The 19,139-nt window shown below is 50.9% G+C and carries 20 protein-coding genes and 1 riboswitch; of the genes, 11 read left to right on the forward strand and 9 right to left on the reverse strand.

All coding sequences use genetic code 11. The features are described 5' to 3' along the window. The first annotated feature begins 326 nt into the window (after positions 1-326). From FCL45_RS04845 to FCL45_RS04860, 4 genes are all read left to right on the forward strand, one after another. A complete protein-coding gene (locus tag FCL45_RS04845) occupies positions 327-1,340 on the forward strand; it encodes an SPFH domain-containing protein (protein ID WP_136797161.1) in 1,014 nt (337 codons plus the stop codon). 37 nt (positions 1,341-1,377) lie between these two features. Further along, positions 1,378-4,836 (forward strand): AAA family ATPase, encoded by a 3,459-nt coding sequence (locus FCL45_RS04850; RefSeq protein WP_136797159.1) that lies wholly within the window; start codon positions 1,378-1,380, stop codon positions 4,834-4,836. Between the two features lie 208 nt (positions 4,837-5,044). After that, complete coding sequence (locus FCL45_RS04855) at positions 5,045-5,275, forward strand: hypothetical protein (RefSeq protein WP_136797157.1); 231 nt, start codon at positions 5,045-5,047, stop codon at positions 5,273-5,275. Between the two features lie 40 nt (positions 5,276-5,315). Next, on the forward strand, positions 5,316-5,486 hold the full coding sequence (locus tag FCL45_RS04860) for a hypothetical protein (RefSeq protein ID WP_153305546.1): 171 nt from the start codon (positions 5,316-5,318) through the stop codon (positions 5,484-5,486). A gap of 261 nt (positions 5,487-5,747) precedes the next feature. Here the strand turns inward: FCL45_RS04860 and FCL45_RS04865 are convergent, their stop codons facing one another. The 9 genes from FCL45_RS04865 to FCL45_RS04905 all read right to left on the reverse strand — a co-directional run bounded on the left by FCL45_RS04865 (position 5,748) and on the right by FCL45_RS04905 (position 12,480). Continuing rightward, positions 5,748-6,434, reverse strand: coding sequence for an SIR2 family NAD-dependent protein deacylase (locus FCL45_RS04865; protein ID WP_136797155.1), 687 nt, complete (start codon positions 6,432-6,434; stop codon positions 5,748-5,750). Positions 6,435-6,440: 6 nt separating this feature from the next. Next, on the reverse strand, positions 6,441-7,043 hold the full coding sequence (locus FCL45_RS04870; protein ID WP_136797153.1) for a DUF3786 domain-containing protein: 603 nt from the start codon (positions 7,041-7,043) through the stop codon (positions 6,441-6,443). A gap of 34 nt (positions 7,044-7,077) precedes the next feature. After that, a complete protein-coding gene (locus FCL45_RS04875) occupies positions 7,078-7,497 on the reverse strand; it encodes a GNAT family acetyltransferase (RefSeq protein ID WP_136797152.1) in 420 nt (139 codons plus the stop codon). 176 nt (positions 7,498-7,673) lie between these two features. Then, positions 7,674-8,540, reverse strand: coding sequence for an SAM-dependent methyltransferase (locus FCL45_RS04880; RefSeq protein ID WP_136797150.1), 867 nt, complete (start codon positions 8,538-8,540; stop codon positions 7,674-7,676). 80 nt (positions 8,541-8,620) lie between these two features. Further along, positions 8,621-9,148 (reverse strand): hypothetical protein, encoded by a 528-nt coding sequence (locus FCL45_RS04885; protein WP_136797148.1) that lies wholly within the window; start codon positions 9,146-9,148, stop codon positions 8,621-8,623. A 66-nt stretch (positions 9,149-9,214) separates the two neighbouring features. Continuing rightward, a complete protein-coding gene (locus FCL45_RS04890) occupies positions 9,215-9,817 on the reverse strand; it encodes an NAD(P)H-dependent oxidoreductase (protein WP_136797146.1) in 603 nt (200 codons plus the stop codon). An 18-nt stretch (positions 9,818-9,835) separates the two neighbouring features. Then, positions 9,836-10,411, reverse strand: a complete 576-nt coding sequence (locus FCL45_RS04895) for a PhnA domain-containing protein (protein WP_136797145.1) — start codon at positions 10,409-10,411, stop codon at positions 9,836-9,838. A gap of 249 nt (positions 10,412-10,660) precedes the next feature. After that, positions 10,661-10,879: riboswitch (cobalamin riboswitch) on the forward strand. Positions 10,880-11,145: 266 nt separating this feature from the next. Then, a complete protein-coding gene (locus tag FCL45_RS04900; RefSeq protein WP_136797143.1) occupies positions 11,146-11,523 on the reverse strand; it encodes a hypothetical protein in 378 nt (125 codons plus the stop codon). A gap of 15 nt (positions 11,524-11,538) precedes the next feature. Continuing rightward, on the reverse strand, positions 11,539-12,480 hold the full coding sequence (locus FCL45_RS04905) for a DMT family transporter (RefSeq protein WP_136797141.1): 942 nt from the start codon (positions 12,478-12,480) through the stop codon (positions 11,539-11,541). A 508-nt stretch (positions 12,481-12,988) separates the two neighbouring features. Between FCL45_RS04905 and FCL45_RS04910 the strand changes: the two genes are divergently transcribed. The 7 genes from FCL45_RS04910 (at position 12,989) to FCL45_RS04940 (ending at position 19,054) form a co-directional block, all read left to right on the forward strand. Next, positions 12,989-13,150 (forward strand): hypothetical protein, encoded by a 162-nt coding sequence (locus FCL45_RS04910; RefSeq protein ID WP_167495751.1) that lies wholly within the window; start codon positions 12,989-12,991, stop codon positions 13,148-13,150. Between the two features lie 76 nt (positions 13,151-13,226). Continuing rightward, positions 13,227-14,024: a transporter substrate-binding domain-containing protein gene (locus tag FCL45_RS04915; protein ID WP_136797139.1), complete on the forward strand. Its 798-nt coding sequence runs from the start codon at positions 13,227-13,229 to the stop codon at positions 14,022-14,024. A gap of 78 nt (positions 14,025-14,102) precedes the next feature. Further along, positions 14,103-15,002, forward strand: coding sequence for an amino acid ABC transporter permease (locus FCL45_RS04920; protein WP_136797137.1), 900 nt, complete (start codon positions 14,103-14,105; stop codon positions 15,000-15,002). Further along, entirely contained in the window at positions 14,995-15,729 is a 735-nt protein-coding gene (locus tag FCL45_RS04925; protein ID WP_136797135.1) for an ATP-binding cassette domain-containing protein, read from the forward strand. Before FCL45_RS04920 ends, FCL45_RS04925 begins: the two co-directional genes overlap by 8 nt. A 243-nt stretch (positions 15,730-15,972) precedes the next feature. Further along, complete coding sequence (locus FCL45_RS04930; protein ID WP_136797133.1) at positions 15,973-17,034, forward strand: BMP family ABC transporter substrate-binding protein; 1,062 nt, start codon at positions 15,973-15,975, stop codon at positions 17,032-17,034. Between the two features lie 39 nt (positions 17,035-17,073). Beyond that, positions 17,074-18,144: an ABC transporter permease gene (locus FCL45_RS04935; protein ID WP_136797132.1), complete on the forward strand. Its 1,071-nt coding sequence runs from the start codon at positions 17,074-17,076 to the stop codon at positions 18,142-18,144. Beyond that, on the forward strand, positions 18,134-19,054 hold the full coding sequence (locus FCL45_RS04940) for an ABC transporter permease (protein ID WP_136797130.1): 921 nt from the start codon (positions 18,134-18,136) through the stop codon (positions 19,052-19,054). Before FCL45_RS04935 ends, FCL45_RS04940 begins: the two co-directional genes overlap by 11 nt. Positions 19,055-19,139: the final 85 nt, after the last annotated feature.

Below are 19,139 nucleotides of genomic sequence, written 5' to 3' on the forward strand. Positions count from 1 at the left end.
ATAGATCAGTTTGTATGAGTTTTTTGTGTTTTCTACCTGTCTTCTGTGCCTTGGCGGTTATTTGACAGTGTACAACAATATCCGATAAGCTTTTGTTAGAATACTCTTCTGTTAAATCGTTTAACCCTCATTTTTTCATGAACATTGTGTCAGTTACAGCTGTGCGCGTGTCGTAGCGTTTATGAGCCGGTCGGTAATGGTTGGCAAATCACGACAATGTTAATGAAAAATATTTCTAATAATCATCAGTTGGGACCGGGCATGAATGTCAGTTGCAAAGCTCCATGGCCCCGATAGTCCGGTAACTCATTGGTGCAGGAGACTTTATGTCGAAAAAGCCGGTGTGGAATATCTTTCAGCGTGGGTTTGCATTACGGATTGGGCGACTGGTGGTTTTGTCAACGCTTCTTGTGGTGCTGGTGTACGGCTGTATCGCTACAGTATATGCCAGTAAAACCATCTTCAAAGTAAAGAAGAATTATGCGGTGGTTCTCGAAAAGCTGGGGGGAGCAAGGGAGGCGGTAACTGACGTCGGCTGGCATGTCCGCCTGCCATTATTCACCAGGATTGAGCAGGAAGTGACATTGATGAACCAGACACTTTTTCTGGGTGGCTCCAATGATCCCATGCGGATTATTACCAGGGATAATGTCGCGCTCTGGACTTCTGCACTACTCACCTACCGGATTCGGGATTTAAAGATATGGGCCATTGAGAACCTGCAGCCAATGACGCTCTTGCAGGGAGATTATGATGGCATAGTGAAAGACCTGATGCAGGCAGAGACCGTGGTCCATCTCATCAGCGAACGGCATCAGGTCAAAGAGGATATCTTCAAGGCTTTGAAGTCCAGGCCGATAAATGAAGGCGGCCCGACCCTTGAGGAGAAGTACGGCATAGAGGTTATCAGTTTTGTGTTGAAGGAGACACGATTTGGCGACCAGCTGGTGGCGGCATCGGAAGAGAAGAAACGAAGGGAGCTGATCGCTGAGGCGGAGAACTACGCAGCGGATCAGGAGGCGAGCAGGATACGAAAACTCTATGCTGCCTACCTGGATGGTATCTCGACTCTGCAGGAGGCTGTGGGACGACCGGATGGCTCAACCGATATGGCGCTATTGAGATTCCTGGTGCAGCAGAAATGGGCCTCTGCCTATGAGAAGAATCAGACCGGTCAGAATACGGTGGTTATTCAGAATACCAGCAGCGATGGCCCGTCAATTACCCTGCCGCTTTTGGGTGAACACCCAGGAGAGAAGGATGGTGGTGGGAAAAATCAGCAGCTGAACGCCGTGAGTTCAACGCCATCAACCATTCTTGCGCCGACTGTCCCAAAGTAGTAATGCACTCGCGTAAGGAGCAACCTGGCTGGTAATTATGCCCCGCAGACTGACCAAAAAAATAGAGTACATCCGGCTACCGGAAAAGCGCATTCGTGAGATGGAGGAGATCGTCGCGGCCTGGCCTTTTGAAACCAAGGAGTTCATGCGGGCGCGGCTCAACCAGTATCGACCACCATCTGGTGTGTTGTGGCGTCTGAAGTTGATTGGTAAGTGGGTGGTGCCGTTTTCCGGTGGTGAAGAAAACGAACGGAGAAAAGACAATTTTACCATTCTCCGTGATCCGGAAATTATCACAGATTGGCAAAAGCGGTTTGAAATGTCGGGCCAGGCTTCTCCGCGAAAGGCATGGAACGCCTTACTGGAGCGTGAAGTGAGCAGCAAGGATCGCGCATTTCTGCTCTCGCTGCTTGACCAGGAGCTTGCCGATGTTCACCTGCCGGAAGAGTTGGCCCGGCTTTTTGAAAAAGTTTACCGGGCTCATATCCTGAAAGAATATGTGACAGATCCTGAAACACCGCAATCTCCGCTTATACTGCTGATCGGCGGTAGTGGCAGTGGCAAATCGGCTACTGCGGTCAAGGCGATTGAGCAGGTGTTTTTTGTCAATCAGGTGCGTCCGGAAGTCGATCTGGAGCGCAAGAAGGCCAGAATTCTTGCCAAGGTGCCGTTCTGGAAAACTCTCGATGATGTAGAGCCGGAGTTGGCTGACGAGATTCGCCGCAGACAGCGGTTGCGACGCTATCAGCGCTACTCCCGCATGCCAATAGTGCGTTTCCTGTTCAAGAGACAGATTGGCAGAAACCTCAGTGATCTCGAAGAACAAAGTCTGGTCGTCGATTATGCGAAAATAACCCCCAATGATTTTCAGACTTCGCTTGCCGGTGAGCCTGGCAACTATCTGAAGAAAGCTTTTGGCAATCCTCTCCGGACATCTGTTCGCCACCTCGAAGAGGCGCACAGCGCTTTTGCCCGAAAAGAAAGCACCGGTGCCGGTGGAGGCGGGGTGGAACGACAGCAGGGCACGCTGGTCGATACCTCGAATATCATAATCGATGAGATTATCAGCGGTAGCCGCGACTGTGTGCTGGTTGCCACGTCGGATCAGCCGGAAGTATTCGATTCAGCGATCTACCGGCGTTTTGCCGAAAAAGGGATAGTGAAAGATGTTTCCGAATACTGGCAGAATAAACGCAATCTCAAGGAAATAATCCGCATTGAGCTTATGCGGCACAATATCCGGGTGGCGCATAAGCTGGAGCAGTTTGAGCACGATACCATTAAATGGATTTCGCCGGACAGCCTGATGGTTGCGGTGGGCAAGGTGTATCGCGTCTTTGCCGAAAGATCGCTGCAGGTGACGCCGGCCTATGTGCGGAAACTGGTCGGGTTTATGGTTAATCTCAAGGGTGATTTTCGCGCAGAGTATATGGATGACGGGTTGTTGGTGCGGAACGCGTTCGAGATGGTGGCGCGTAATGCCTTCGGTGACCTGTTCAAGAAGGTGGTCAACCGGATCGACCGGACGGCAATCTGGGATGACTATGTCGGAGACATCAAAAATACCTTCTCCGAGATGGCCAACAATTGCCTGCTCTACAATGTAAATGAAGAAAAGGGCGTGGTATTAAACGGTCCTCCCGGCAGTGGTAAAACCTTTCTGGTGCGTAGCTGGCTCAGCGAAAATGAGTCTATTCATGATATCAGTGCCAGCCCTTCAACCCTGCACAACCCGGCAAACCCCATAGACGGTACGGTGACTAATCTGACCAAGGTCTATGACATTGCCAAGATGATCGCCCCTGCGGTGGTCTTCTTTGATGAGGGGGATGCCCTGGCACCTCGGCGCTCGGCAACAGGCGGCAGCCCTTCGGATCGTTTGACCAACAAATTCCTGTCAATCATCGATGGGGAGACGCCACTTTCCAAAGTGCTGACCGTGCTCACCACGAACCGCCTCGATCTGCTGGACCCTGCATTGATTCGTTCCAAGAGGTTGAAAGTGATGGAGGTCTCCGGGCAACTCGGCATGCGCGATATCAGCGGCATAATTGAGGCAGCACTGCATGAGATTCCTGTGGCGCAGGGTTTTTCTGCTGAGAACGTGATAGAGGCCGCTAAAGGCATTTGCCATACTCCTGCGGATTATTCCGCATTTGTGGAGAAATCACTGGCCCTTCGCTCAACGGAATTGACAGTGTTGAAGAAGTTCAGAATGCTGCCTTCTCTGCCTGAGGACCAGCAGCAGAATTTTTTAAAATTCAACATCAAGACCTTGAGCGGAATTCTGCAGGCAATAGGCGAAGATACAGGTCTTCAGCAGGCTTTGAAGGATTCGCCGACAAGTTTTTTAGAAAGATATGATGAGGTAATGAAAAAGTTTGAGACCATCGGTGCAGACGCGGATTATCCGCTCTGTGAGTCCCATTTGAAGAACGCCCGATTCGAACTTTCTCAAAGCCCTACCAGAAAGGGCAAGTTAGAACTGGATGATTATCTGGAGACCGAACTGAGCAAGGAACCACAGAAGGGTTTTATTGTGGGAGTTGGCGCAAACGATACGGAAGGCGTGTTGTTGCCCATCGCCACCAGCCTCACCTATAGCCTCTCGCCGGAAAAAGTGCTGGTGACAGGAGCAGTCTCGTCCTCAGGGGGCGAGGCCGCGCAGATGGAGATGGCGGTGCAGATGACCCAGCAGTCGGCCCAGGAGGCGCTGACCCTGGTGAAGAACTACTTCCAGGCTCTTCATCCTGATATAAGCATGGTGAAACTCCTTGGTGAATTTCTGGTTAAGTATACCATCCATCACCAGTTGCTCTCTGCTTCCTATAATGTCGGTGGCCCGTCGGCCGGTTATGCCCTTGCGCTGAATACCTTATCGGCGATTTTGCATATCCCGATCTATCCCGATTTCGGTATCACCGGCGCGCCCTGGACCAAGGGTGTGACCAAGGATACAGTTGGTGGCTCGGTGATCATAGGTGGCCAGAAGAAAAAGGCTGAGAAGGTTCTGCAATATCTTCGCAGGATGTATATGCCTCGTCAGAATTACAAAAGTCTTGAGCTTGATTTCCTGATTGGCTACTGGAGCCAGAACAAGGATATCCTGGCAGTCAGTTACTTTGGCGAACTGGTGCCGGAGACAATCTGGCTTGGAGACGAGTATGAAAAGATGCTGCTCGAGTTGATTGAACTGCGGATACAGTACAAGCTCAAAAAATACCAGAAGAATGAGCGTGATGATGCTGCAAAGGAAAAGATCATCCGCTATCGGGCAACTCTCAGGCAGCAGGCAGAGGCAGAGATTATTCGCAAGCTGGAAGCGATTCGTTACTATATCAGCAACCCGGACAACGACCCCTTCACCTCCATCGATGTGATTTTTGCCAAGCAGGGGCGAAGCCCTATTGCACCGGTCAAAAAAGCGCTCAGCACCTTCGAGAGCCTCGCAGGTTTTTTTAAGAAAGAGAAGCTAGAGAATGTGATTCAGAAATAAGTATGAAGGCAGGAGCCGAATAGCTCGAGTTGATTGGCAAGCATGCCCGGGATGTCGCTGAAGATAAAATTGTAAGAAGCAAAGCATACAACTTAACAACAGGATTCGTCTCGGAAGTGCGGTGAGGGTAGCTTACTTGGCGGCACGACGTTGTCATGATCTGTGCCGATGGTGCAGCGAAGCACATGACATGGAGGGATTGATCATCATGGCCAGAAAAAAGGGGCTGGGGAAGCAGGGGGTGCTGAAAGAAGCACAACAGACCGTTGAAGAGATTGCGGATATGGTCCTGAAGCAAAAGGCACCGCCAGGTACGCCGGGTGCGAAAGAGTTAAAAGACAAAGAGTCAGCTCAAGACAATGACTACGCTGAGGATAAGCCGGATACGGAAAGCCAGGAGCGCACGCCATATACCGGGGGGACTGCAGACGGTGAGTAGATTCTGGAATTCTTTCATATACAACAGATTTGAAGCTGGTATGAGGGTGCTCTGTCGTTACATTAATCCAAGCCAGATAGGTGATGATGGCCCTTGGGAGAACCCCACGCCTTTTCTGATGTACGCCTACAATACTTTCCAGACCCAGCAGAAATTTGGTGTTCGCCTGAGCAGTTCTATGCGTGATTATTGCAGCATAGAGATCATGTAACCATTCGAGGTATCAAATTGGGCAGGTGAGACAGCCCGCTTCCAGCCATCCCCTTATTCATATGGTCATGGGGATGGATGAAAGCGGGCATTTTTAGGCCGAACCAAATTGATGTTGTGGTAAACCCGCTTTAAAGCGAGTGGCCTGCTGTGCTTGAAGGGAAGGGGCGAATGCTACGTCCGGGCGATGAGCTGGTTATCCTCTCTAACTCCTAAGGATAATGAGGTTATTACCCCACATGCGCAGTCTGAGAGGTGAGAGTTATTTTGCAAGAAATTCTTTTGCGAGCTTTGGCAGCAGAATATCCACAGACCCGCACAGGTGCTGAAAATCCTCGGGAGCATTTGGGCTGCCGGGATCAACAAGATATCGTCTGGCTGCGGGTGGCGCATGGAGGATCATGGCTGCCGCTGGATAGACCTGCAGAGAGGTGCCGGCAACAATTACGATATCACAGTCGGCAATTGCTGCACATGCCTGTTCTGTATGAAAAATCTCTTCGCCGAACCAGACCACATGGGGGCGGAGCTGGCTGCCTTTCTCACAGAGATCGCCCGGGTTCAGGAGACCTGGGCCAATATCGTAGACCAGATCCGGATCAATGGTGGAGCTGGCTTTGGTCAATTCACCATGGATGTGCAGCACGGAAGTTGAGCCGCCACGTTCGTGGAGGTTGTCCACATTCTGGGTGACGACGGTTACTTTGTATTGCTGTTCGAGTTCGGCGATGGCCCGGTGTCCTTCATTGGGTTCGACCTTGGCCAGCTGTGTACGGCGAACGTTATAAAACTCCAACACCTTTTCCTGGTTGGTGGCCCAGGCTTCAGGCGTAGCAACTTCTTCGACCCGGTATCTGCTCCAGATGCCATCAGGGTCCCGAAAAGTGGCAAGACCACTGGGGGCGCTCATCCCTGCTCCGGTAAAAACGACGATATGCTCTTTCTTCATGGTCCTTTACTCTATCCGGGTATTTCCCAGTTCCATGCACATGCCAACCGCCAGGGCATAAATAATATCCAGGGCAAAATGGCTGTTGATCGAACGGTCAAAGAGCAGCTTTGCCTCAGAAGGGAAGTCCTCGTCGCCAAGCCAGTAGAGTATCGCCACAGGTATTTTCTCGGTTACCTGAAATGAATAGGCAGCATCTGCCATGTCGAGGGAGGAACCTCCCCGTTTCCGGCAGAGTTTACGAAACGTTTCAAGGGAATCGGCAACATTGTCGGTAATCAGCCGGGTGGGAATTTCATGGGGACCACGGAAGAAGGTCGCACCGCCAGGCAGATCCTTTTCGGAAATCCATTCCTTTTTCGGCTCAACATTCTGGCCGGTCAGCAGATAATGAACGGCGAACAGGTTGAAGTATTCGTGGAGCGGCGGGAAACCATCCTGGGGTCTGACGTTGCATTCCTTCGGCGAGATCAGGCACCGGCTGTCGAGAATATCAAGCGCGTAGTTCTGTTCCTGGTCAACAGAGACAGCCGGTACTCTGGCGCTGACTTCGCCGGCATCCAACCCGGCCAGATTCTGATAATGCCCCCTGTCAATAAGCTCAGACATAATTCCCTATCCCTGAATGAAGTTTGTTCAGTCATTAACGATCGTTGATCAGCCTCTTTCCCATCACCGTTACAGCTTCTGCAGCATATCCGAGAGACTGGTAAAAACCGATAACTTTATAATTGGTACTTCGTACCATCAGATCGATCTTCGGCGCACCTTTGGCAAGCAGCAGTTTCTCAGCCTCAAGTACTATCACTTTGCCTATCCCCTGGCCTTGATGCTGCGGGCTGACAGCCAGATAATAAATCCAACCCCGATGACCTTCATAGCCTGCCATCACTGTGGCGACCACCTGTCCATCCTTATCACCGACCAGAAACAGATCCGGGTCCACCTTCATCTTTCGTTCGATATCTTTTAACGGATCGTTGTGGCTGGCAATGAGTTCACACGCTCGCCAGAGTGCTATGGTCTGTTCTGTGTCTGCTAAGGTGAAGGGCCGGATAATCATTATTGAATGTGGGAAGAATCTTTAAAATAAGTGTTGGTTGGGGCTACTTTGGGCCAGGATGATTTCATGGGTCTTGAGCATTGCGAGAGTCAAATTTCATGTAAGTCAATCAAGGGATTTCGAGGCTGTCAGTGATTCATACTTTTGCATCATAGAATGCTCACGAGACATTCGGGCTAGGGGACTCGGGCATGGGCTATGGCAAGTATCGGCGTTGCCTGCCGCTCTTCATCATCCTGGTAATAGGTTTTATTAAAAAAGTCACTGCTAACCGTGGTGATGTCGGTGAAGCCCCTGCGGCTCAGAAAATCGTCGACTGCGTCGTCTTCGATACCAAACAGGAGTGGTTCATCTGATTTTTTGGTTATCTCAAGCCACGCTTTGGCTTCTTTTCTATCTATCGTGTTTTCCAGAACACCGGGATAGGTATAGTCAAAAATGAGGCGACTACCTTCTGCGCTGTTTCTGGAGATGAACAGTAACGTTTCGTCAATGGCCTCAAGGTCGAGGTACATGATGACGCCTTCCATGATAAAGAGACTTTTTTTGCTGCGGTCGTACCCGTAGTCAGACAATAGCTCCAGGTTTTCACGGTGAAAATCGATCGGGACGTAGCTGACATGATCGGGCAAAGTGGAAAACAACTCCTCAACTTTGGCTTTTTTGATTGCCTGGGTTGCAGGGTGATCCACTTCAAAAACCCGAATCGCGCCTAACTCCTCGAAGCGGTGGGCGCGAGTGTCGAAGCCCGCCCCGAGGATGACCAGCTGTTCCAGGCCGACAGTGAGTTGCCCCGCGAGATAATCGTCGATATATCTGGTGCGGGCCAGAAAAAATTCGTGAAAACCGGGAACGAGATCCCTGAAGATGGCAATTGTCTCCTCGCCAGGGAGCTCTGATTCCCCGATAACGGAGAAATTGTCCGGCAGAAATGATTTGGCATATTGGTCGCTACAGATCCGATTGGAGTCCGTTCGAGAATATTCATAGGCCCTGTGCGCTGCTATTATCGCTGCTGAACGACTCGCTTTGTCACTGTCCATGCTCTCCCTCCCTGGGCCTGCAATGATCTGGTATAATTAGTCACTTGGCAACCGGGCATACTCTACCTGGTCTATGATGACTATCCTATCAACTCCCCACTCGATTTTTTCATCAGCCAGCTTTTACTTTTTTCTATGTAATGATCCAGTTCGTTATACTGGTGGTCGTTTCCGGGAATGGTGAGCAGGTTTGCCGGTTGCAATTCTAACAAGAGTTTTGCGTGACCGAGTTTATCCTCCTGCTGCTGGATGAGTAAAAACGAAGAATCGGCGAGCTGCTTGAAGGCTTCTTCTGCCTGAAACCCTTTTACATCGGTGGCGATCTTGATAGGGATGCCGAACAGGATGGCGCTGTCACAGCTTAAACGGCCCTCGAGCAGTGCCTGGAGCAGGACGAGGGTGCCGAATGACTTGGCAATAATAAGATCAAACTTTTGAGCCGGGAGTCTGCCGATTTCTTTCTTAAGGCTCGGCTTGTCGTCCTTGTCGGACCAGAAGGAATATTCAAAAGGAAAAGGTTGCTTGGAACTCAGCTCAAGCTTGTGGAAAACAAGATCGAGCCATTCTATAGTTGCGGGATTCACCCCGGGGAGTAACAAAGTTTTCATGGCGTATATACCTGTGATAATTGATACGATGAGTCAGGGTCCTGTTTTTGACCTGATGTTATCGGTTCATGTCACGTTACGTGGGAACTTCTCTGTTACCAGTGTTTGTACTTCCTCAAGCCACTGCCGGCGCTGGTCCTCACTGCTGGTCACCACTATGTTAAACATGCGCCGGTGAAAGTCACGGCAGCCGCAAAGGTCGAAGATACAATTTCTCCAGATGGTCTCAAGAGGGTCGCCGAAGACCTGCTGCTCCCGTTCACTTTCGGTGTTGGAGGTGTTGAAGACCAGAGCGGTATCGGCCTTGAGCAGACCAAGCGGAACTCCTTCCCCCTGATCCTGTTCGATGAATTCATAGGCGACACCGGGGCGGATGACTCTGTCAACCCAGCCTTTTAATATCGCCGGCGGCATTCCCCACCAGTTGGGGTGAATAATGATAACTCCATCAGCCTCGCCTATTTCACGGCAGTGGTTCGCGATGATTTCCGGCAGATCAGCGGTTCTTGCGATTTCCGCGGACGGCAGGTTCGGAGGGAAATCCTCGGCGTAGAGGTCGTGAAAGTGGACCTGATGGCCACTGTGTTCCAGCGCGGTCACAACCCGTGTTGCGATAGCATGGTTGAAGCTGTTTGAATCGGGATGGGCGAGGATGACAGAGATATTCATTGGTCAGAATTTCGGTAATTACGCTTTTTTCACAAATTGGGTGAGGATAACGATCTGCTGTCCACTGACCCGGCCCTCGATCTGTTCGGGGTTGTCGGCAACAAGGCTGATGTTGCGGACGGTGGTGCCGCGTTTTGCAGTGAAACCGCCACCCTTGACGTTGAGGTCCTTGATAAGGGTTACACTATCTCCGGCCGCAAGCAGGGCGCCGTTGCTGTCTCTATGTTCAACCCCACTCTCTTCTCCTTCGTGCTGGCCTTCTTTCGCCCAGGCAAGGGTCTCTTCTTCGAGGTACAGCATGTCGAGCAAATCCTGTGGCCAGCCCTCGGCCCGGAGGTTTTGCAGTATGCGCCAGACCATCACCTGTACTGCCGGTACCTGGCTCCACATGGTGTCGTTGAGGCAGCGCCAGTGGTTGGCGTCCATTGATTCCGGTGTTTCTATCTGGTCAAGGCAGACTTTGCAGATCATGACGCTCTGATCTGCGCTGCCGTCTGAACTTGGTGGTACTTCGTAAGCAGAAAGGTTTTTGTCAGATCTGCATAATTCGCATTGTGCCTCGCAACGGGCGAGCAATTCATCGTGTACACTCATTTTGGATAATCCTGGGTTCAGCTTTGAAAAAGGGAAAAGAAAGGAGCCTCCTTTTCTTTCCGGGTAAATCAATGGCATCGAGCATGCTCTTTGCCGGATGGGCAATACAATATTGGATTAGAAGTTATCTGTCCACTTTTCCACTAAATTTTTTAAAAATACAATCAGGAAGAGTAGAAGGGATAACCGCGCGCGGAAAAAACGGCGATTTGGGGAATTATATTGACAGGAATCAGAGACCTGGGGTAGAGTTTCGAATACATATCAGGCTCCACTTCGGTGGATGAAAAGGGAATCCGGTGAAAATCCGGAACGGGCCCGCCGCTGTAATCCTGCCCCGGCATTTGTACTATGCGCCGGGGAACGTTTCTGGCTGGAAGAGTCACTGCTCAGACCATATTCAATCGAGTGGGAAGGCTGTTGGAAACGGGGGAAAGTCAGAAGACCTACCTGAAGACATAATTAGGAATCTCGTGGACCAGCTATTCCTGAACCTATCCGAGTGGACAACAGGGCATCCCCGGCGCACCATGCAGAACACATTGCATGATGGTCCGGGTTTTTTTATGCCCGGGCAAGTGAGAACGTAATTGCGTTGCGCCTCCCCGCGACCTTGCTCCTACGCCACCCAACCCATACCTGGGGAGCAGGGTCGTGGTTTTTTTTACAGACTCTCTATTCTTATCCGGAAGTCCGAATCTGAGGTAACCGGAACTGGTCAGATGAATTGCAACCTATCCGGCATTCCTGAAAAATATTAACAAAACCCTCACTGAAGTGATGAGCGCAGCGATTGAGGTCGCAACGAATAGAATACAGACCAGCCAGTACCAGGACCTGTTTAATTTGTAGCGGATTCCGGCGAAGAAACCTGGCTTGGTGATAAGCGGCCCCGGCACGTTTTTGAAGGTGGCGATGAAGAAGTAGCCGCAAAAACCCCACAGGGCGCAGACAATCGATGGAATTATCAGGTTCTCACCTGAGATGAGTCCCTCGAAAACTATAATGATGCAGAGCAGCAGTATGCCGCCGATACCCAGCAACAGGGCAGGGTATTGCAGTAAACGTATGGTTCGTGCTATTTTTCTGAATGTGTCGAGCATGTTGGTCATATGATTTTGGAGTTTTTAACTTTCCTGCAGGACATCCTGCAAAGCTTCTGGTTCGTGGTCCTGGCTGGAATAGTTTGCCAGATATACGGCGGCCAGTACTATCCCGCCACCTGCCAGTTGCAGCGGTGCCAGTGATTCACCAAGCAGGATCCAGGCACCGAAGGCCGTGACCACCGGTATACTGTTTATGCAGACCGCTGCCCGGGCAGCAGGTATCCTGCTCAACGCATAATTATAGCAGAGAAATGCGCCAATGGTGGCAAATATAGTGAGTGCCGCCAGGGCGATTATGCCTTCATAACGAATTTCCCCCCAGCTCACCTTTGGCAGATCGTAGAGAAAGGCAGGGAAAAAGATGATAGCTCCGAAGATAATCTGCATACCGGTTATCTGAACCGGAGTGACAGACTGGCCGAGATGGCGGGTGATGATCATATATACTGCGGCGGAAAGTACTGCACCGCAAATCATAAGGTCACCGATCAGCGCACCGCCTGTTGTGCCGCCAGTTGTCTCACCGAAAACCAGCAGGCAGACTCCAATCATGGAGATGCAGATGCCTATGGTGTTTACCCGTCGCAATCGCTCTTTGAGGAAAAGAACAGACAGCAGCAGCACCACGATAGGAATGGTGGCGATGATCAGTGAGGTTTTGGTTGCTGTGGTGTACTGCAGGCCAATGGTTTCGAAGGTGAAATAGAGACCGGGTTGAAAAATGGCTAGCAGCGCCAACATCTTCAGGTTTGGCCGGTTCAGTTCAGGGAAGCCTGTACGGTTGAGCAGCCAGACAAAGAAGATGGCGGCCACGGCAAAACGGAAAAAGATAAGGCAGAACGGAGTGAAGCTGGCGAGTGCGACCTTGGTGGCAATAAAGGAAAAACCCCAGAAGATCATGGCGAGAGCAAGGGCCAGATATGTGAAAAGGGCCGGACAGGACTGGTGGGGAATACGTTTCATATTCAATCTATTGGCATTTGGGGTAGTGTTTTATCATTCGCAGCACGAGTTCAGGGTGCAACAGCGAAAGTGGCCTGAGGATACAGCGAACTCCGGGCGTCGGGCGAAGGGCGGGCGGGCTGCAGCAGGTGCCCGAACAGGTTGAATCGTCAACGGTCGAAATTACGCCGATTTGTTGATTTTGTCCAGTAATCATCTTGGCATGATTATAAGCGGCTGAAGGGAAGAGTTTTTTCGGCGGTTTTTTAAAAAATCGGATCGTTTTGTGACAATCTGGTTTTTAAGCAATCGAGATTAAATAAATTGTTGTAATGTCATGAGAATGGTGCGGGAACTGAGCGGAACCAAAGGATCTTACACCCACAAGCCTTTTAACAGTCGTATTTCCGGTATGGTTTGTGTTTCGCCCAGCCAAAACAAAGTTGTCCTGCGTGCCTGTCTGTGTTAATAAGACCATTTGGGAAACTGGCATTTTACGGTAGCGAAAAACCTGTATGAGGTGAGAATCATGCGTGGTGAGAACGAACCTGTTTTGCTTGTGTGTCCAAAGTGCAGGGAAACAAAGATAGTTTACCTGCCCATCGAAGATTTGCCTCCCTGTTCCAACCCTGAGTGCGAGGGCACAAAAATGGTGATTGAGGAACTGCTGGATGAAGGCAAGTCCTATTGATGGTTTCGTCAGTTGGTGTGAAGGGTCGTGGTGGACCCTTTTTTTATTCGTAAATGACGCAACAAGAGGAGATGAAATGAGAAAATTATCTGTATTGTGTGCCCTGTTGGTGGCAATGGTGCTTACCGCTGGTGTTGCAATGGCCGGAACTCTGGAGGATATCCAGAAGCGCGGTAAACTTCGTGTTGGTATGGAGCCAGGCTACATGCCTTTTGAGCTGACCAACCAGAAAGGTGAGATCATCGGTTTTGACGTTGATATGGCGAAGCGTATGGCTAAAGCCATGGGCGTTGAGCTGGAAATCGTTTCCACCGCCTGGGATGGAATTATCCCTGCCCTTTTGACCGACAAGTTCGATATCATTATGTCAGGTATGACCCTGACCCAGGCTCGTAACATGAGCATCAACTTCGCTTCTCCATACATCGAGATCGGTCAGTCCATCATCGTGTCTAACAAAATTGCCGGTGAGATCAAATCTTACAAAGATCTCAATGATCCAAAGTACACTGTTGCTTCCAAGCTTGGCACCACCGGTGAGCAGGCTACCAAGCGTATGATCGGTAAAGCCAAATACGTAAGCTTTGAGACCGAGCAGGAAGGTGTACTCGATGTTGTAAACGGTAAGATCGATGCGTTTATCTATGACATGCCATACAACGCCGTTGCAGTGAGCCAGCGTGGCCAGGGTAAAGTCACCCATCTTGATAAAGCCTTCACCTTCGAGCCGCTTGCATGGGGTATCCGTAAAGGTGATCCTGATTTCCTGAACTGGCTGAACAACTTCATGTACCAGATCAAGAATGACGGCGTATATGACAAGATTTATGGCAAGTGGTTCCAGAGTGATGCCTGGCTGAAAGAAATTCAGTAAAAGAGGATATCCAGACTAGTGAATGCCACAGATAAAACGTGGCCCTGGAAAATCTTGCTTGCGGTCATCCTGATTGGGATGGCCGCATCAATTTATGGGTCCGTAAAAAAGATTGATTACGAATGGCGGTGGAACCGGATCCCCCAGTATTTTGTCTATCAGGGAACTGACGCTCACAAAATACCCTTTGACGGTGTTATCACAGAGATTACCCAACAGAAAAAAAGCTCAACGATTGTTATGACCTCCGAGTCCGGGGATGTTGAGACTGTTGTGGTCGACAGTGATAGTATCCGGGTTTCTGCAGGGGAGGATCTCTTTGAAGGAGATACAGTAGGCTATACTTCAGACTGGTATCTCGGCCCGTTGATGAAAGGACTGTGGACCACCATCTGGCTGTCGGCGGTTTCAAGTGTCATTGCGCTTTTTATCGGGTTGTTTACCGGGCTTGCCAGGGTAGCGAAAAATTATGTTGTTAGCATGCTGGCGGCCATCTATGTCGAAATCATTCGTGGCACTCCACTACTGGTTCAGATATTTATTGCCTATTTTTTCATAGCCACTGTCTTTGACTTGAGCAGAAACGTCGCCGGTATCGGAGCATTGTCCCTGTTTGCCGGAGCCTATGTGGCCGAAATTGTCCGTGCGGGAATTCAATCTATTCCCAAAGGCCAGATGGAGGCTGCCAGATCGCTGGGTATGACCACTCCACAGGCCATGAAGGACATTATTCTGCCGCAGGCGTTCAAGCGAATTTTGCCGCCGTTGTCCGGCCAGTTCATCAGCCTGATCAAGGATTCGTCTCTGGTCTCCGTCATTGCCATTACCGATCTGACCAAATCAGGTCGGGAAATCATTACCAGTACGTTTGCGCCCTTTGAGGTCTGGCTGGTTGTTGCGGCCATGTACCTGATTATCACTTCGGTGCTGTCGCAGCTGGTCTTCTATATGGAACGGAGGCTCGCAGTCAGTGATTAAAGCTCAGAACGTTTTGAAAGTATTTACCGGCCGCGGTGTAGAAGTCCGGGCGGTGGATGATGTCACGGCCGATGTGGGCTCTGGCGAGGTGGTTGTCGTCATCGGGCCGTCCGGGTCTGGTAAGTCCACCTTTCTGCGCTGTATAAACGGGCTGGAAAAGTTTGATAGCGGTCATATCATCATTGACGGGGTTGACCTTGCCGACAAAAAGACCAACATCAACCACATCAGAGCTGAAGTTGGTATGGTGTTCCAGCAATTCAACCTCTTTCCCCACAAGAGCGTGTTGGAAAATGTAACACTCGCTCAGATGCGGGTGCGAAAACGCTCCAGAGCCGAGGCTGAGGAAAAGGCGAGAAGCCTGCTTAAAAAGGTGGGTATCGCTGAAAAAGCTTCGGAGTATCCATCACGTCTCTCCGGTGGTCAGCAGCAGCGTGTTGCCATCGCTCGCGCCCTGGCCATGGACCCGAAGATTATGCTCTTCGATGAGCCTACTTCGGCGCTTGATCCTGAAATGGTCGGTGAGGTGCTCGATGTCATGAAACAGCTTGCCCGTGAAGGTATGACCATGGTTGTGGTAACCCATGAGATGGGTTTTGCCCGTGAGGTTGCCGATCGTGTCATCTTTATGGATGAAGGCAAGGTGGTAGAAGTCGGAACTCCTGAGCATTTCTTTACCGACCCGCGTGAGGAGAGAGCAAAACTCTTTTTGAAGCAGGTACTGTAGCAACGCATTGAGGGGTGAGAAGTGGAGAGTGGGGAGAGAGGTTTCTCCATACTCTATACTTTTCACCCCTCACCTTTTTAAATGTCTTACCATGTAATATCATATCCTGTAGTTTCCGATGAAGTGTCTGGAGTGTGGATTCTGGCTCCGCTGCGGAGTCGTTGATTCCCCATTTCTGACCCTTTACATGATGTGCGGGTTATCGCTAAAATAATTTATCCCTACAACATACTGGAGTTACAAATGGATCTGGTGAAATCTCTTTTCGCCCTTGCTGCAGGTATCGGCATGTTTGCTGCTACTGCTTCAGCCAAGGATTTGCAGGTTGGTTTTGTATATGTTTCCCCCATTGGTGATGCGGGCTGGTCGTACGCCCATGATGTCGGCCGCCAGGAAATCGACAAGATGGATGGCGTGAAGACCTCGTATGTCGAGTCTGTTGCCGAGGGACCAGATTCAGAACGTGTTATCCTGAATATGGCCCGCAGAGGGTATGACCTGATTTTTGCCACCTCTTTCGGCTATATGGACCCGATGCTGAAAGTTGCCCAGCAGTTTCCTGACACCACCTTTATGCACTGTTCCGGTTTTAAATCCGCTGATAACATGGGCAACTATTTCGGTCGCATGTACCAGGCCCGTTATCTCTCCGGCATCGTTGCCGGCAGTATGACCAAATCCAACACTATCGGCTATGTTGCCGCCTTCCCGATCCCGGAGGTTATCCGTGGTATCAACGCCTTCGCCCTCGGTGTGCAGTCAGTGAATCCCGATGCCACCGTACGCGTGGTGTGGTCCAAAACCTGGTATGATCCCGCCACTGAGAAAGAGGCTGCCAAGTCCCTCCTCGATGTTGGTGCAGATGTGATTGCCCAGCATCAGGACTCCCCCGGTCCGCAGGAAGCGGCTCAGGAAAGTGGTGCGTATTCAATCGGCTACAATACCGATATGTCCACATTTGCTCCCAAGGCGCATCTGACCGCACCAGTGTGGAACTGGGGACCGTACTACAAAGGAGTTGTCAAGGCTGTGCAGGACGGTACCTGGAAATCAGAGTCTGTCTGGCCCGGCATGGAAGAGGGGCTGGTAGATCTCGCACCTTTCGGCCCGATGGTGCCACAGGATCTGCAGGACAAGGTTAACGTTGTCAAAGATGAAATCGTTGCCGGCAGCAATACCATCTTTACCGGCCCCATCAAAGACCAGCAGGGTAATGTCAAGATTGCTGAAGGTGTTACTGCCACAGACGAAGAACTGCTTGGCATGACCTGGTTCGTTGAAGGCGTAATCGGTACAACCAAGTAAACGGAGCATCCGGTGTAATGCCGGATAGCATAGAACCATATGATCCGTCTGCGGATAATTAAAAGACAGGAGCCTCTCGGCTGGCGCTCCTGTCTTGTTTTATTTTCAGCCATTGCCTTATCGCTTTTTTTGAGTGGTATTCTGCTCTGGCTCAGGGGGACACCACCCATTGAGGGCATTGTCTCCCTTTTCAGTGGTGGTTTTGGCTCCCGTTGGGCCATTGAGGACAGTCTGCTCAAAGCGATACCGATCTTTTTATGTTCTCTGGGGGTTGCGATTGCCTTCAGATTGCAGATCTGGAATATCGGTGCTGAAGGTCAGTTTGCCCTGGGCGCGATTGGTGCGACCTGGATGGCACTCAGTTTTCCAGAGCAACCGGCCTGGGTGATATTGCCGCTCATGATCATAATGGCGATGATTTTCGGCGGCATGTGGGGCGTGGTGCCGGCGGTGCTACGGCAAAAGCTGCAAACCAACGAGATCATCGTCACCCTGATGATGAATTACATAGCCATACTGCTGCTCGATTATCTGGTTTTTGGTGTCTGGAAAGATCCAACCTCTTTTGGCTTTCCCATGACACCGACATTTTCTGACGCTGCCATTGTAGGCAAAATCGCTTCTACAAGTATTCACTGGGGCTTGGTGCATTGTGTGATCCTTGGCGTGCTGGTTTGGGCTTTTTTCAGATTCACCAAAACCGGTTTTGAACTCAAAGCGAGTGGTGATTCTGTGCGGGCCGCACGTTATGCAGGTTTACCCTACAACTGGCTGGTCGTGCTGGTGATGGCCATGAGCGGTGCGCTGGCAGGTTGGGCCGGTTTTCTCGAGTCTTCAGCCACCATCCATCGCCTGCAGCCAAGCATTATGGTCGGCTATGGCTATACTGCCATTGTCGTCGCCTGGCTGGCGCGGCTGAATCCGCTTTCCATCGGCATTGCCGCTTTCCTTCTGGCAGGCCTGAGGGTAGGAGTTGAAAGCATGCAGCTCGACCTGCAGGTCCCTGCCGATTTTGGTGGGATCATGGAAGGCCTGATTCTCTTGAGCGTGCTCGCCGGCGGGCTGTTTACCAACTATCGTTTGAAATGGGAGAAGAAACATGACAGTTGAAATGCTCATCCCACTTCTGGCGGCTACGGTGCAGTCGGGTACCCCCATTCTTTATGCCACTCTCGGCGCGATTTTTAACGAGAAGTCTGGTGTGTTGAACCTGGGGGTCGAAGGCGTGATGATAATTGGAGCGCTTGCAGGTTTTGTTGCGGCCCAGGCCACCGGCAACCCTGCTCTGGCATTTCTGCTGGCCGGCCTTGCCGGGACTGCTGCTGTGGCCATTCACGGTATTGTCTGTCTCTGGTTTCGTGGTAATCAGGTCGTCTCCGGGCTGGCGTTGACTATTCTTGGTGTGGGCTTTGCCAATTATCTTGGAACTTCGCTCGTCGGTCAGTCGGCGCCGGGTTTTTCGAAGATGCCCATTCCACTGCTTTCAGATATTCCGGCTATCGGCCCCATCTTTTTCAACCATGACCCGCTAGTGTATCTCACCTATCTGATACCCCCCTGTATGTGGCTGTTTCTCAACTTTACCCGGTTTGGTCTCGGTCTCCGTGCTGCTGGAGAATATCCGGCGGCGGCCACTGCAGCGGGTCTTAATGTCCAAGGGTACCGCTGGGTTGGTATCCTGGTGGGCGGCTTTTTCATGGGACTTGGCGGTGCCTATCTCTCTCTGGCCTATACGCATCTTTGGACCAACAATCTTACGGGAGGGCGGGGCTGGATTGCCGTGGCGCTGGTGATTTTTGCATTCTGGCGACCGGGAAGAGCAGTATTTGGTGCGTATCTGTTTGGTGGTATTATGGCTCTGCAATTGCGTATGCAGGCACAGGGAACGGCGGTACCATCATCGCTGCTGCTTATGTTGCCATATGCGTTGACAATTCTGGTGCTGGTTTTTTCCTCCTGGCGGCGCGGGGTATCTGATGCACCTGCCGCACTGGGAACCAATGTGGAACCTGCGGATTGATGTAAATTGCACATGGAGCTGTTTTAGTAACAGATATTGACAAGAAAAAGGTTGATCAACGGACGCCTGATATTTATCAATTATC

Origin of the sequence: Desulfosediminicola ganghwensis (genome assembly GCF_005116675.2) — a bacterium.
Taxonomy (GTDB): domain Bacteria; phylum Desulfobacterota; class Desulfobulbia; order Desulfobulbales; family Desulfocapsaceae; genus Desulfopila; species Desulfopila ganghwensis.

What these genes read in the sequence shown, in the direction of transcription:
- FCL45_RS04845 (WP_136797161.1), top strand. Translation starts at nt 327, where the DNA reads ATGTCGAAAAAGCCGGTGTGGAATATCTTTCAGCGTGGGTTTGCATTA.
- FCL45_RS04850 (WP_136797159.1), top strand. Translation starts at nt 1,378, where the DNA reads ATGCCCCGCAGACTGACCAAAAAAATAGAGTACATCCGGCTACCGGAA.
- FCL45_RS04855 (WP_136797157.1), top strand. Translation starts at nt 5,045, where the DNA reads ATGGCCAGAAAAAAGGGGCTGGGGAAGCAGGGGGTGCTGAAAGAAGCA.
- FCL45_RS04860 (WP_153305546.1), top strand. Translation starts at nt 5,316, where the DNA reads ATGAGGGTGCTCTGTCGTTACATTAATCCAAGCCAGATAGGTGATGAT.
- FCL45_RS04865 (WP_136797155.1), bottom strand. Translation starts at nt 6,434, where the DNA reads ATGAAGAAAGAGCATATCGTCGTTTTTACCGGAGCAGGGATGAGCGCC.
- FCL45_RS04870 (WP_136797153.1), bottom strand. Translation starts at nt 7,043, where the DNA reads ATGTCTGAGCTTATTGACAGGGGGCATTATCAGAATCTGGCCGGGTTG.
- FCL45_RS04875 (WP_136797152.1), bottom strand. Translation starts at nt 7,497, where the DNA reads ATGATTATCCGGCCCTTCACCTTAGCAGACACAGAACAGACCATAGCA.
- FCL45_RS04880 (WP_136797150.1), bottom strand. Translation starts at nt 8,540, where the DNA reads ATGGACAGTGACAAAGCGAGTCGTTCAGCAGCGATAATAGCAGCGCAC.
- FCL45_RS04885 (WP_136797148.1), bottom strand. Translation starts at nt 9,148, where the DNA reads ATGAAAACTTTGTTACTCCCCGGGGTGAATCCCGCAACTATAGAATGG.
- FCL45_RS04890 (WP_136797146.1), bottom strand. Translation starts at nt 9,817, where the DNA reads ATGAATATCTCTGTCATCCTCGCCCATCCCGATTCAAACAGCTTCAAC.
- FCL45_RS04895 (WP_136797145.1), bottom strand. Translation starts at nt 10,411, where the DNA reads ATGAGTGTACACGATGAATTGCTCGCCCGTTGCGAGGCACAATGCGAA.
- FCL45_RS04900 (WP_136797143.1), bottom strand. Translation starts at nt 11,523, where the DNA reads ATGACCAACATGCTCGACACATTCAGAAAAATAGCACGAACCATACGT.
- FCL45_RS04905 (WP_136797141.1), bottom strand. Translation starts at nt 12,480, where the DNA reads ATGAAACGTATTCCCCACCAGTCCTGTCCGGCCCTTTTCACATATCTG.
- FCL45_RS04910 (WP_167495751.1), top strand. Translation starts at nt 12,989, where the DNA reads ATGCGTGGTGAGAACGAACCTGTTTTGCTTGTGTGTCCAAAGTGCAGG.
- FCL45_RS04915 (WP_136797139.1), top strand. Translation starts at nt 13,227, where the DNA reads ATGAGAAAATTATCTGTATTGTGTGCCCTGTTGGTGGCAATGGTGCTT.
- FCL45_RS04920 (WP_136797137.1), top strand. Translation starts at nt 14,103, where the DNA reads ATGGCCGCATCAATTTATGGGTCCGTAAAAAAGATTGATTACGAATGG.
- FCL45_RS04930 (WP_136797133.1), top strand. Translation starts at nt 15,973, where the DNA reads ATGGATCTGGTGAAATCTCTTTTCGCCCTTGCTGCAGGTATCGGCATG.
- FCL45_RS04935 (WP_136797132.1), top strand. Translation starts at nt 17,074, where the DNA reads ATGATCCGTCTGCGGATAATTAAAAGACAGGAGCCTCTCGGCTGGCGC.
- FCL45_RS04940 (WP_136797130.1), top strand. Translation starts at nt 18,134, where the DNA reads ATGACAGTTGAAATGCTCATCCCACTTCTGGCGGCTACGGTGCAGTCG.